Here is a 12,707-nt window from a genome sequence, read left to right on the forward strand (position 1 = left end):
GTTGGCGATGTGACCTCACCTTCTGTACAAGCTGAGGTCGCTCGAGGTTCAAGAGAAAAGTCCGGCGTGCTTTCCGAGCAGACCGGCATCCTGAAGGAAGCATTCGCCATGCGCGCCGCCGCATCCCTCGTACGATGGAACACCACGATGCGTCGGCCTGGCCAGCATTATCCTCACAGTGATCTTGTCGTCGAACGTGCAACGGAGCATCAGGCTCTTATCCGCGCATTTCTACGTTCGCTTTGTCCCATGCTACGGGACGAAATCGTTCATGCGAATGGTGTCCAACTGCAAGCTGATCACTCTCTTCAAGAAGTCTAATCGCCCCTTCCGGACATAGAGCTTGTAGCTCGCGACCGCGAACGCATCAGGGTTCAATTCGTACGTCGTATCGTTAACCTCCAGCGTATTCACGAAACCTTCTTCGGAGCGATACGGCTCAAGAACTCGCGCCTTGAGATTAGGAGGCATAAGATCAATCTGTACCGCGTAGGCTAGGGCTTCGTGCCATGAGCGTGGAAGCTTATCATAGCTGCCCGCCATAAGTTGAGCCAGCTCCGCATGAACAATCTCGTGCTGCAGGATTGAATGAGCGAATTCCTGGTCCCAGGCGAGTCCCCAAGGCCTTCGCTGGGAGATCCAAGGCGAATGAGAGCTCGTCATCTGCAGTTCTTTGGTTCCAGCCCGATAGATGCCGCTGACGCGGATGAGGCTGGTTTCGTTGGTTAGCGGGTTGACCACATCGACGTAGACTTCGCGTTGAAATCGGATCGTCAGCTCGGGATCAATCCTCAACTCGCCTCGCTCGAAATAGTGAAGGACTTCCTCGATAGCGCGACACGCTTCATCACGTTCGTCCAGAGAACCATCGACAAAAAGCCGTGTATGACCACAGGCGGCCTGGACGGAAGTTAAACCGAATGTCGATGCGAGCAAGCCGGCCCAAAGCCAAATGGAAAAAAATCGAGCTTTGCGTCTCACCGCAACATCCATCACGAGGCCCGCCTTGGCGCGCTGCTCAACCTAAAACAACGGCGAGGCAAGAAAAACCTTAGTGCATGTGAACCTGTCGTACCAGCCCCTGCGCCTCCAACTTGGCGCTTGACACATCGTCCGTCTTTTTACTTGTGCCGCCTCATGCGGATCGATTGGCTTCCGTGCGAGCTTGCCTTCCGAAGAAGGCACCTCGCCGCTGACGAAACTGTCCTCCAGGGGCCAGGCCGCGCCACACAGGATCCCGACATCGGCGACATTCGAGGCTGACCCGTCGGGCTTGAAGAGCATGCTCAGGCCGGAGCCGGCGAAGAGCGCGTTCTTTCGGGTCAGGGCAATGATGGAGTCATTGTGCTCCCGAGCAATCCCGACCGGAGCCGCCCCCCACGGCCCGACCCTAGATGCGCAGCCGAGCTCCGAGGCATCGTCATGGATTGACGCCGCTGTGCGGAACGAGACCGCGCCTGCAGCTGCGGTGCCAATCCCCTTACCATTGCCCCCTGGCCCGACCTTCGCGCCGCTCCTCGAGCCAAGGGCAGACAAGATCAGCAGCATCCGCACAACATTACCGATCTGTATAGCTCAGGTCACATGGCTCCAACGGTGGGACGCCCATATCAAATGGGTTCCATCGTCGCCGGATGCTTTGGCGCTACCTTGCGAAGCAATCCGGAGGCCCGAGTGCGCATTCGTCTTCAGTAAGACCCGGAGGCGCAGCCTCAATATTTGCCCGGGCAGAGTGGCTCGGGAGGGAGAGCGACTATGTCAGACCAAGTGCAAGCCGCGCAGGCAACAGCGGAAGGAATGCAGTGCCCGATCTGCCGGGTGGCCTTGGTCATGACCGAGCGGCAAGGGGTCGAGATCGATTACTGCCCACGATGTCGCGGTGTCTGGCTGGACCGTGGCGAGCTGGACAAGATTATCGAGCGAAGCGCGATGCAGCCCGACGCTTCGGCCCCGCCGGCGGCAAGCTTCTTGCCTCAACCGTCGCCAACCCCAGCGCAAACCCCAGGCGGATTTCTGCCGCAGCCGGGGTCTGGAGTCTATCCGCCGCACTATCCCGCTGGCCAGTACGCTGCCGATCCACGTTACCGAGACAGTTGTGACTCTCGGGAGGGCGACCGGCGCCGAGGTTCGTTTCTGTCTCGGTTGTTCGACTGAGCAAGAAGCCGTGCCGCTCCTGAGACCGCTCCCGTTCACACCCGGCCAGTTGACCCGAATGACAGCAGTCCTTGTTGCTGAAACCGCCAGAATGCAGAACGCGCCCGTATTCCGCAACGCCGGCGCGGGCCAGCAGCGTGGCTCGTCTTAGCGGGCATTCTAACCGCCATTGTGGCTCTCCTCGCCGTTGTCCTCGGCGACCGGCATCAAGGCCGGTTCGAGCCGACCCTCGTCGAAAATGGTCGATTGCTACCCGGCCGCTTTCGATGGCCTCGAACCTTGCTGACAAGCCGCTGTCTCCCTCAACTCTTGGCTTGCAGCATCCTCGGTACACCCACCGGCTCGTGAGTTCGCTGTGTCGGACTATTGAGACCGGTCGCGGCGCGCGGCTGCTCGCTCGAGCCGCGCCGGGGTCGAGAGCGCGACAGCTAGACTATGCTCGCCCCACGCGGAATTCCGTTGGAGATCGGTATCGCGCGGCACGGACTCGAGTTGCCTGACCTGGCGCGCTAGGCCGTCGACAAGGACTGGCGGACCATCATCGCGGGCGGCGGCAACGGTACCATCAACGCCGTTGTCGCAACCTGGTCGGCAGAGACGTGATCACCCGCGACGCTGCTCACGAGCGCCCGTCCGCGAACCCCGACCGATTATAGGAGAGAGCCAGCATGGACACGCGAGAGCACCAAGAGGCGATCAAAGAGGCGGTCCACAACCACGGCAACCGGCGGGTCGCGCTCCTGATCGCAGTCCTTGCCGCCTTCCTTGCCCTCACCGAGATGCGGGGCAAGGGTGCGCAACTCGATTCGCTCGCCGCCAACATCGAGGCCGCCAACCTCTGGTCCTTTTTTCAGGCCAAGACGATCCGGCAGACCACGCTGCGGACGGCTGCGGAGGGGTTGGAAGCAGTCGGGGGCGCCGGCCTGCCGACGGATCGCGCGGAAGCCGTCGTCAAACGCGTTCAGGCATGGCGTGCGACGGCCGAGCGCTACGAGACCGAGCCCTCCACCAACGAGGGTCGCAAGGAACTCATCGCGCGCGCCAAGAGCGCCGAGGCGCAGCGTGATCGCGCCCTCTCCGCCTATCACCTCTATGAATATGGCGCCGCCGGGCTGCAACTCGCAATCGTGCTGGCCTCCGCGTCACTGATCGCGGGGGTGGCCTGGCTCACCTGGCTTGGTGGTGCACTCGGTGCTGTCGGAGTGGCTTTCGCCGTGCTCGGGTGGCTTGCTCCGACCCTGGTGCACCTATGATGGCACTGGATTGGGGCGGGGCATCCGCCAACATGGCGCCGGCCGTCGCGGCCCGGGGGGCAAAGTACCGAAAGGCCGAACGGCGCGCCCTCCTCTTCCGGGAGAGGCGGACGCTGGGCGCAGCGTGAATTGAGTAGGCACACGTGGAGCGGACGCATTCTCCTTGCGAAAGAAGATTTCGCGAGCCTGTCCCCAATGCAGAGCAATCCGGAGAAGCCATGACCACCAGCCACTCTGCACAACATCCAGCGTTTGACCGTCGTGTGGAAAAGGCTGCACTGGCGCAAGAGATTAAGGAAAGCCGCCGCGCAGTTCTCGTCGTGAACACGCGGTCGCGGCGCGGTGCGCGGGCCTATTCGGAGGCGAAGCGGCGACTCATTGAAGCGGGAATCATTCTGGACGCTTCCTATCCGGTCCGGCATTCTGAGAGATTGCCGGAGATCGTGCGAGAAGAGATCGCCAAAGGGCGCAAGTTCATTATCGTAGGCGGAGGCGATGGCACCATCAGTTCGGTGGTCGACCATTTTGCCTATGTCAGCGTCGTCCTCGGAGTGTTGCCGCTGGGTACAGCCAACAGTTTTGCCCGCACGCTCGGGATTCCACTTGATCTGCCTGGAGCGATTGACATCCTAGTCAGCGGGAAGGTCTTTGATGTCGATCTTGGCAAGATCAACGATGGCTACTTTGCCAATGGGTCATCGATCGGAATGCCGGCCGTTATTGGACGGGCGACACCGCACGCCTTGAAAAAATGGCTTGGCCGGGGCGCGTACCTTCTGGTCGGGGCAAGCAAGTTCATGCGTTATGGGCCTTTCCGATGCATCATCACCATCAATGGTGAGGAAACCTCATTCGATGCGCTCGACGTTCGGATTGCGAATGGAGGATATCAAGGCGGTGTTCTGGTTGCGCCCGACGCCAACCCTGATGACGGCCAGATCGTCGTCCATATCCTCACGGGGCCGTCCAAATGGGCGTTGGGCAAGGAATGGGCGCGCGTCGCCCTCCGCGCCCCGTTTAGGGCTGCCGATATTGAGGTCCTCAAAGCCCCAGAGCTGGTGATCGACACCGTCCCAAAACAGGACGTTGCCGTCGATGGCGAGGTCATCACGAAGACGCCGATCCGAGTGTCGGTCGGACGTGAAGCCCTCATTGTGATGGTGCCCCCAGCGTTCGTTGAGCGCGTTGACCCCGGTTCAGAAGGCACAAGCCAGGGGACCATGACGTGAGATGGATCCTGATCTATTTTGCAGAACGGTTGGCGCGTGATCCGGCCCTGCGGACTCGCCTCCGCGCTGTGCTCAACGGCCTTGGAAGACGGGGCGGACGTCGTCGTTCGGAGGACCTCACCATCGATCAAGCCGGGTCAAGGCCGTCCTGGCAGGCGTCACAAGAGGCTCTACCACTCCCCCGTGGCGGCGGCAGGCGTGCTCAAACCCTCATCTGGATGCTCGGCAGCGGACTGCTCTTACTCTGGGTGGTACTGGTCGGCCTCGCTTACGGACTTTGGGCAATGTTCGGCGACTGGGCTATCACGCAGGCGGGCGACATCAGCCGCGGCGTGGGGCTATCGGAGTTGGCCGGCCCGATTGCGTCGTTAGGAACTCGCGTCCGTGAGCTGGTTGGGCCGGCTCTGGCGGTAATGGGTATTACGGTTTCGGCGGTGATCCTGATCGTGACCGCCTTTACGGCCCGGCTGCTGGGCGGTCCGATAAGGCGCTGAGGTGTGTGTGACATCCCGCTGTCGCTCGACGAAGCCTGTCTCGCTGTCACTGAGAACAAGCAGGCGATTGATCGCGACGGACATCGCGATGTTGAGCCGGACCGGGTCCGAAAATCGATCGGCGCCACGGCCAGAGAGCTATCCACAATGATCAGCCCATGAGGTCTCGATTGCTCGCCTGAGACATTTCCGCGCCGACATCGGTCGCAATGCGGCTCCCGACCGCTGGTGGCTACTCGACCATTTTCCGGTATCGATCCAGGGTTCGGCGCACGAGGTCGGCCTCGTCGAGCGCGACATGTGCGAAGTGTGCGACGAGGGAGGCAACGCGCGTCCGCTCGCGCTCCTGATCGCCGTCAGGAACACTCGGTCTCACCTCGTTCCAAACGAGATCGAACGCCGCATGCGCGCGGGCGACGTCGATAGGATCGTTCAACGAAGAAAACGGCATGGTCCGATCATCATGTTCCGGTGGTCGCCTTCGCGAACCGCCGGATTGTGCAATCCCAGCATCCTGCGACGATGGCGCGCCTTTTTTTAGGAGATGCGACGATGGCGACTGGCACCGTGAAGTGGTTCAACGCCACGAAGGGTTTCGGCTTTATCGGCGCAGCGGCGAAGCGCGGTCTGCTGATCAAGGGCGGCAAGTATGTCGAGGCGATCAAGAGCGCCGACGTCGTGCTCGTCGATAAAGCCGGCACACTGACCACCGGCAAGCCCAAGGTCACTGATGTCGTATCGCTCGACGGAGCCGCAGAGGCGACGTTGCTGCGGCTCGCCGCTACGGCGGAACGCCATTCAGAACACCCGCTGGCCGAGGCGGTCCGCGTTTACGCGCGAGCAGCACCCGCGCCCCGGCGAACCTGAGCGATTTGAAGCCTTGCTGGGCAGGGGCATCCGTGCTGTGATTGAAGGCCAGACGGTCGTGATTGGCAATCGTCGTCTTGTTCCCATCGACGATGGTCACCCGATCGTCTCCCGTCGGGAATCCGAAGGAAAGACGTTGCTGATCATGGCGATCGATGGCCCACCCAGCGGCATACTGGCTGCGATGGATAATGTGCGGCCGGAGGTTTCGACGGCCATCGATGAAATCCGGAAGCTCGGCATTCAACGCCCCGAACTGCGGACCGGAGGCAACGAACGGACTGCGGCTGCCATCGCCAGTCCGCTCGGGATCGGCTTCCAGGCAAACCTTTTGCCTGAAGACAAGATCCGCGCTGTCCGGGAATTGCAGGCCAAAGGCCATCGCGTGGTCATGGTCGGAGATGGCCGACGACGCGCCTGCCTTGGCGCAAACCGACGTCGGCATCGCCATGGGCGGCGGGACGGATGTTGCCATGGAGGCTGCACACATCGTGTTGATGCGCGAGGATTGGGGCTTGATGGCCGATTGCTTCAGGATCGCGCGGCGAACCATGGCCGTGGTGAAGATCAATGTCGCCGCGTTCTACAACCTGGCGGGCCTTTCCCTCGCGGCCTTCGGGATAATCCCATCGGACCCTGGCGGCTTCGCTCCAGGCGATCCTGATATCGGCATCCTGGCGAATTCGTCGCGCCTGATCCGACAGAAATGAGGTTTCTCGGCCGGGGCGTGTTCGATTGCCCCTGCTGGAAACTAACCCGAGGCTGACCACGGTCAGACCACCATCGCCAATCCCAACAGGAAAGGGAAACGACCATGACACTGCAACTCGGCGACGTCGTTCCGGACTTCACCGCGGAAACGACAAAAGGAGCAATCAGCTTTCATGATTGGATTGAGGGCTCCTGGGCAGTGTTGTTCTCTCATCCGAAGAACTTCACCCCCGTCTGCACCACCGAGCTCGGCGATGTTGCGCGCTTGAAGCCGGAATTCGACCAGCGCGGCGTCAAGGTGATCGGGCTCAGCGTGGATGAGCTCGCCAATCACGGCGAGTGGGAGGATGATATCGAGGAGACGCAGGGCCAGCGCGTCAACTTCCCGCTCATCGCCGATTCCGATCGGAAGGTCGCCGGCCTGTACGGGATGATCCATCCCAATGCCAGCGACACGATGACGGTACGCTCGGTCTTCGTGATCGGACCCGACAAGAAGCTGAAGCTGTCGTTGACCTATCCGGCGAGCACCGGACGCAACTTCGATGAGATTCTGCGCACGATCGATTCACTTCAGCTCACAGCGAAGCACAGCGTGGCAACCCCGTCGAATTGGCAGCAGGGCGGCGACGTGATCATCGTCCCATCGTTGTCCAGCGAGGCCGCCAAGGAGAAGTTTCCGGCCGGCTGGAAGGAGCTCAAGCCCTATTTGCGCGTGGTGCCGCAGCCCAAGGGCTGAGGCGAGAGCCTCGTCCCCATGACGCAGGAGGAGGTCTATGAAACCCGACGTCTGGTGCGCTCGATCCAAAGCCTGCGCAGTGATCGATCCAGTATTTGACCTCGATCCCGCCTCGGGGCACACCAGTTGTAGGCCAGTCGAGCTTATTCCGAGCTTCGTGCGAGAGCGAGGATTGCGGCTCGACTGGATCCTCGACACCCACATCCATCACGACCACATCTCCGGGCCTCCGAGCTGAGACGGCTTTTGGGCGGGGCAATCGCGATCGGTGATCGCGTTGGCGAGGTCGCTAACGCAATCGCGGATGTCTACGGCTTGGAACCCCGCTTTGGCACGCTCGATCGGTTCGACAGGTTCCTGGCAGACCGCGAAGAACTCCCGCTCGGAGACTTCACGATCAAGGTGCTCGCTACACCGGGCCACACCTTTGATCATCTAAGCTTTGTCGTCGGTGACGCCGTATTCACAGGCGATACGCTGTTCATGCCCGATTCCGGTACCGCACGATGCGATTTCCATCGCGGCAACGCCGGCGCGCTCATTCAATCGATCAAGCATATCCTCGATAGAGCCGACGATGTCGATTTGTTCGCGTGCCATGATTATGGCGCGGGCGGGCGACGTGTTCCTGCTTGGCAAAGCACGGTCGGAGCGTAGCGTCGCGCAAACATTCATATCGGCAATGGCACCGATAAAAGTGAGTTCGTTGCCCTTCGCGAGAAGCGCGATGCCAGCCTCGATATCCCGTGCTGATGTTGCGCTCGTTGGGGCGAAACTGCGCGCCGGCGGACGCCCCACTATGGTCGTGAATCAGGGTGATGAGCCACACGAATTCAGGGACAGAATGATATTGATGCAACGCGCTCCTTCCGGAGGCAGAGTTCGATCAAAGCTGGTGGGCCGAAAGCTTGGGTACCTCGCGGGGCTGCTCTTCGGAACGATTGCTTCGGCCTCAAACAGTCACGCCGAGCAAATCGACAGGGGCCAGATCCAGACGATCATCCGCGAATATATCCTCGAAAATCCGCAGATCATCGAGGAAGCCCTGACCCAACTGCAGCTTCGCGCTCAAAAGGCGGAGGCCGAGGCAAAGTCCGCGGCACTCCTCGCTGAGCGATCCGCACTGCTGGAGTCAAAAGGCGATATCGTCATGGGCAACCCCAATGACGTATCGCTGGTCGAGTTCTTCGACTTCAACTGCGGCTACTGCAAGCGCGCCGCTCCCGATGTCGCTGCTCTCGTCGCCGGCGATCCGAAGCTGAGGGTCGTGTTGAAGGACCTGCCCGTTTTGGGACCGGGCTCGGTTGAAGCGGCGAAGGTCGGCCTAGCCGTGAAGCAAGTGGCCGGCGAGACCACGGCAGGCGAGTTCCACAAACGTCTCATGGATTCTCGAGGCCGCATCGATGGTTCGAGGGCTTTACAAGTGGCTGGCAAACTTGGGATCGACACCCAACGCCTGAAATCGGTTGCGGCGACCAAGGAGATTGAAGTGCAGATCTATACGAATCTCGATCTCGCGCAGCGGTTGGGCGTGACCGGTACCCCATCATTCGTGGTCGGCAATCAGCTTATGGTCGGTGCCGTTGGTCAAAAGCCGTTGGAAGAGGCCATTCGGGCAACACGAAAATAGGACGTTCAACCGTAGCAGCTGCCGGTGGCGCCATGTCTCTTCACTATCGCGCTCTGGCTCCCAATTCTGATCGGCGCTGTTGCTTTGGGGAACAGAGAGATGCGTGAGAGCAAGGTGCCTCGCTGTTCGCTGCCGATCGGAAGGTTGGCCGAAGACACTGGTGTCAAGGTTGAGACGATACGATATTACGAACGGATCAACCTACTTCCGAGGCCAACGCGGTCGGGCGGCAATCAGCGTCGCTACGCTCAGGGCGATCTCAAACGCCTAGCATTCATCAAGCATGCGCGGGATCTTGGCTTTTCCGGAGAAGGGATTAGGGCTTTACTGCGGCTCTCTGAGAGCCCCGAACTAGCCTGCGGCGAAGCCCATACCGTTGCTGCCGGCCATCTGGCAGAGGTCCGCTGCAAGATCGGCCACCTGGGCTCTCTTGAAGCCGAGCTCCAACGGATTGCAAAGGCGTGTTCCAGCGGCGTCGGCGTCAGCGATTGCGCTCTTATCGAGGCGTTGGCAGGCCGTAATTTTACTCAGGGATGATATGGAGAACTGACTGGATGCCGGCCTTCGCGCAGTTTTGCAGCAACATCAGCGCGACCTCGCTACGGAACCGCAGTTGTTTGAGACGAGGCGATTTCGGCAGCGCCAAGGATCGCGCCCGGTCCTGCATCCGTAAGCAATTGAACAAGCACCACCAATGCGTCCGCGTCGCGTGCATTAGCGGGGCGGTCTATGAGCAATGGCTCGTTGCCTGCGAGCTTGAGATCGCCGATCTTTAACGCAAGGCGCGTGGCATTACGGTAGGTCACCGTCTTACCCGAATTTTCACCACTCTCCATCAAGACCGTGACCCGCCGGCGCACCCAGAATGCCCAAATCTCCGCGCGCGGCTTGGTTTGCGTCATCGCAAGCGAAGGCTTCACGTCAATTGCGATCCGGCTCCCAACATGCCGCAGTATGACCCCTAGGTCGGGCGCGGCAGAATCAGTTTGTGCCTTCGCGATTGCCGCCAGGATCTTATTTTTGTCGCTTCCGATAACATGGACTTGACCGTTGATGACGGCCTGTGGGGTATAAACTTGGCGATCGCCCCGGCTCATTCCATAGGCCTTCTGGCGCTTTGTGAAGACCGGCTCGGCTAAAGTGTCCTTCCAGCCGAGATAGTTCCAGTAGTCGACATTCAGCGAGAGCACGATAAGATTCTGATCGTCCGCAAGCGTGTCCAGCAAGCTGTTGGCAGGCGGTGATACCGAGCAGCCTTGGCTGCTGAAAAGCTCGATGACGGCAATCGGCTTCACACCTTCCCCTGCGACTACGGGAGCTTGAGCAACGGAAATCAGTGCCGCAGTCATGACGAAAGCTACTAGCGCCTTGCGCAGTCTTAAGGCGGGTCTGGAAGGCGATTTCAAGTACTCAGTCGCAAACACAAGTGCCGCGCCTCCGAAGCGTACGGCTCCGGCTCGAAAACGTCCCGCCACCTGCGGCACATTTTTGTCGTTTTGGTTCAAGCCAGAAATCGCGTCCTGTATGGGTGGCAAACTGCAGAACTAGGCTGCCGCCCGCGCACTATAACTCTTGAGCCGGCGAGATTAAGCCAAAATTAGCATCTCTCGGCAGGAGACCTGGGATTGAGGGTAGATCGGTTTCGTTCTCAACCGAGCCAAGCTTAGCTCTAGTTTTTGGAGGTATCCTCGCGTTTTCGTGCCAACTTCGAGCGGCGCTTTCGCAGTGGGACGGCATTAAACCCCGTACAGCGCGCACGTCGCGAAATTTCGCTGTTCTGGCACGGCCATTGCCATGCGAATTCCTGGAAGCCTGAAGAGCCGTTTCATCAGGCTATGCTCACATACGGGTTTGGAGCACGGTCTGAAGCACATTCGGCAAGATCGATCCGGCCCCGGGCCTCTCAAGCTCTTCGGCGCCACGGAGTGCCCGCTGTTTCAATGTCACCGGCCACGCGCGCCGTATTGCGCCGCACAGAGAAGGAGCCGGCATGCAAACCGCCCGCAATCGGATCTTGATGATCTACCCCGCCTTCAACGCCAACTCCTTCTGGAACTACAAGGCGACATGCGCGCTCGCCGGAGCTCGCCATCCTGCCGCTCCGCTGGGATTGATCACCGTCGCGGCCCTGCTCCCGACGACATGGGAGGTCCGGCTCGTCGACCTCAACACCGAGGAGCTTGGTGCAGGCGATCTCGACTGGGCCGATCTCGTCATGACCGGAGGCATGCTGCCGCAGCAGGACGGTGCCCTGGCGGTCATCGAGATGTGCCGATCGCGCGGCAAGCCCGTCGTGGTCGGCGGGCCTGACGCGACCTCGACGCCGGATATCTACGCCGCCGCCGATTTTCAGGTACTTGGGGAGGCGGAGGAGATCATGGCCGATTTCGTCGCCGCCTGGACGGGTGGTGCGACGAGCGGCGTCTTTCGCGCCGAAATGGGCAAGACCGACGTCACCAAGAGCCCGACGCCGCGTTTCGACCTTCTGACCTTCAAAAACTATCTGCATGTCGGCGTGCAGTTCTCGCGCGGCTGCCCGTTCAATTGCGAGTTCTGCGACATCATCGAGCTTTACGGACGCGTGCCGCGCACCAAGACCAACGCGCAGGTCATGGCGGAGCTGGATGCCCTGCACGCGCTCGGCTATCGCGGCCATGTCGATTTCGTCGACGACAACCTGATCGGCAACAAGAAGGCGCTGAGGCAGTTTCTACCGGCTCTCACGGACTGGATGAGGGAGAAGAACTCCCCATTCGAGTTCTCGACCGAGGCCTCGATCAATCTTGCCGACGACCCCGCCTTGATGCAGGCGATGAGCGAAGCCAACTTCTTCACGATCTTCGTCGGAATCGAAAGCCCCGACGCCGATACGCTGGTCTCGGCGCAAAAGAAGCAGAACACCCGCCGCAGCCTGGCGGAGAGCGTTCACAAGATCTACCAGGCGGGGCTCTTCGTGAACGCCGGTTTCATCCTCGGCTTCGACAGCGAAAAGGGCAGCGTCGCGCGCGGCATGATCGACTGCATCGAGGATACCGCGATCCCGATCTGCATGGTCGGCCTTCTCTATGCCCTGCCAAATACCCAGCTGACGCGGCGCCTGGACCGTGAAGGCCGCCTCACACTTCCCGATGATGCAGACCATTCGCAAGGGCTGGGCGACCAATGTACCGCCGGCCTCAACTTCGTGACCAGCCGCCCGCGCCGCGACATTCTGTCGGACTATAAAGCGGTCTTGGAGGCCGTTTATGCGCCCAGCGCCTTCTTCGGCCGCGTTCGGCGGGTCGGGCGGATGCTCGACTGCACCCATCGCCGGCTGGAACTGCCCCAGTCAATGGAATGGCAGGAGCTGAAATCATCCTGGCGCCTGTTCTGGCGGATGACGGTCGCGAAGGGGACGTACGGCGTGAGTTCTGGAAGACCGTGCTCGATTGCCTCGCCAATAATCGTCAAGCATTGCCCTATGTGCTGATGATGGTGGCGCTCTACCTGCATCTCGGCCCGTTCTCCCGGCATGTTATCGCCCAGGTGCAACGGCAGATCGACAATCTGGCCGACGCTCCATCCGCAGCCCTTCCCGGCCGGCTGGAGAGATCGGAGGCCGTTGTGGCTCTGGCGTGAAAGCAGCTCAAG

At 60.7% G+C, this 12,707-nt stretch carries 13 protein-coding genes and 2 pseudogenes; 12 read left to right on the forward strand and 3 right to left on the reverse strand.

Annotated features, from left to right (window positions below; translation table 11 throughout):
• Window positions 1-252: 252 nt before the first annotated feature.
• On the reverse strand, window positions 253-993 hold the full coding sequence (locus CE453_RS00565) for a hypothetical protein (RefSeq protein WP_089172827.1): 741 nt from the start codon (window positions 991-993) through the stop codon (window positions 253-255).
• Window positions 994-1,755: 762 nt separating this feature from the next.
• Between CE453_RS00565 and CE453_RS00575 the strand changes: the two genes are divergently transcribed.
• From CE453_RS00575 to CE453_RS28350, 4 genes are all read left to right on the forward strand, one after another.
• Window positions 1,756-2,154, forward strand: coding sequence for a TFIIB-type zinc ribbon-containing protein (locus CE453_RS00575; protein WP_248307692.1), 399 nt, complete (start codon window positions 1,756-1,758; stop codon window positions 2,152-2,154).
• A gap of 668 nt (window positions 2,155-2,822) precedes the next feature.
• The gene (locus CE453_RS00580) at window positions 2,823-3,407 is read left to right on the forward strand and encodes a DUF4337 domain-containing protein (protein WP_089172829.1); all 585 of its coding nucleotides are present in this window, start codon (window positions 2,823-2,825) and stop codon (window positions 3,405-3,407) included.
• A 218-nt stretch (window positions 3,408-3,625) separates the two neighbouring features.
• Window positions 3,626-4,636, forward strand: a complete 1,011-nt coding sequence (locus CE453_RS00585; RefSeq protein ID WP_089172830.1) for a diacylglycerol/lipid kinase family protein — start codon at window positions 3,626-3,628, stop codon at window positions 4,634-4,636.
• Window positions 4,633-5,130 carry a hypothetical protein gene (locus tag CE453_RS28350; protein WP_157732856.1) on the forward strand — a complete coding sequence of 166 codons (498 nt, stop codon included), beginning with the start codon at window positions 4,633-4,635 and terminating at the stop codon, window positions 5,128-5,130. Before CE453_RS00585 ends, CE453_RS28350 begins: the two co-directional genes overlap by 4 nt.
• A 232-nt stretch (window positions 5,131-5,362) precedes the next feature.
• Here the strand turns inward: CE453_RS28350 and CE453_RS00595 are convergent, their stop codons facing one another.
• Window positions 5,363-5,581 carry a hypothetical protein gene (locus tag CE453_RS00595; protein ID WP_068078947.1) on the reverse strand — a complete coding sequence of 73 codons (219 nt, stop codon included), beginning with the start codon at window positions 5,579-5,581 and terminating at the stop codon, window positions 5,363-5,365.
• Between the two features lie 101 nt (window positions 5,582-5,682).
• Here CE453_RS00595 and CE453_RS29125 point away from each other — a divergent pair, with 101 nt between their 5' ends.
• The 7 genes and pseudogenes from CE453_RS29125 to CE453_RS00625 all read left to right on the forward strand — a co-directional run bounded on the left by CE453_RS29125 (window position 5,683) and on the right by CE453_RS00625 (window position 9,614).
• Window positions 5,683-5,997 (forward strand): cold-shock protein, encoded by a 315-nt coding sequence (locus CE453_RS29125; RefSeq protein WP_157732857.1) that lies wholly within the window; start codon window positions 5,683-5,685, stop codon window positions 5,995-5,997.
• A 13-nt stretch (window positions 5,998-6,010) separates the two neighbouring features.
• Window positions 6,011-6,343: pseudogene (locus tag CE453_RS29410) on the forward strand (HAD family hydrolase); the annotation flags it as partial.
• A 55-nt stretch (window positions 6,344-6,398) separates the two neighbouring features.
• Complete coding sequence (locus tag CE453_RS29135; RefSeq protein WP_248307694.1) at window positions 6,399-6,707, forward strand: hypothetical protein; 309 nt, start codon at window positions 6,399-6,401, stop codon at window positions 6,705-6,707.
• Window positions 6,708-6,811: 104 nt separating this feature from the next.
• Window positions 6,812-7,447, forward strand: coding sequence for a peroxiredoxin (locus CE453_RS00610; RefSeq protein WP_089172834.1), 636 nt, complete (start codon window positions 6,812-6,814; stop codon window positions 7,445-7,447).
• Window positions 7,448-7,693: 246 nt separating this feature from the next.
• The gene (locus CE453_RS00615) at window positions 7,694-8,104 is read left to right on the forward strand and encodes an MBL fold metallo-hydrolase (RefSeq protein ID WP_089172835.1); all 411 of its coding nucleotides are present in this window, start codon (window positions 7,694-7,696) and stop codon (window positions 8,102-8,104) included.
• 196 nt (window positions 8,105-8,300) lie between these two features.
• Complete coding sequence (locus CE453_RS00620; protein ID WP_089172910.1) at window positions 8,301-9,077, forward strand: DsbA family protein; 777 nt, start codon at window positions 8,301-8,303, stop codon at window positions 9,075-9,077.
• 99 nt (window positions 9,078-9,176) lie between these two features.
• Window positions 9,177-9,614: a MerR family transcriptional regulator gene (locus tag CE453_RS00625; protein ID WP_089172836.1), complete on the forward strand. Its 438-nt coding sequence runs from the start codon at window positions 9,177-9,179 to the stop codon at window positions 9,612-9,614.
• A 62-nt stretch (window positions 9,615-9,676) separates the two neighbouring features.
• Here CE453_RS00625 and CE453_RS00630 read toward each other — a convergent pair whose 3' ends face one another.
• A complete protein-coding gene (locus tag CE453_RS00630; protein ID WP_157732859.1) occupies window positions 9,677-10,582 on the reverse strand; it encodes a DUF1223 domain-containing protein in 906 nt (301 codons plus the stop codon).
• Between the two features lie 485 nt (window positions 10,583-11,067).
• On the opposite strand from CE453_RS00630, the pseudogene CE453_RS00635 reads away from it, so the two are divergent.
• Window positions 11,068-12,695 (forward strand): annotated as a pseudogene (locus CE453_RS00635) (B12-binding domain-containing radical SAM protein).
• Window positions 12,696-12,707: the final 12 nt, after the last annotated feature.

The sequence above is a fragment of the Bosea sp. AS-1 genome, assembly GCF_002220095.1.
Lineage (GTDB): Bacteria > Pseudomonadota > Alphaproteobacteria > Rhizobiales > Beijerinckiaceae > Allobosea.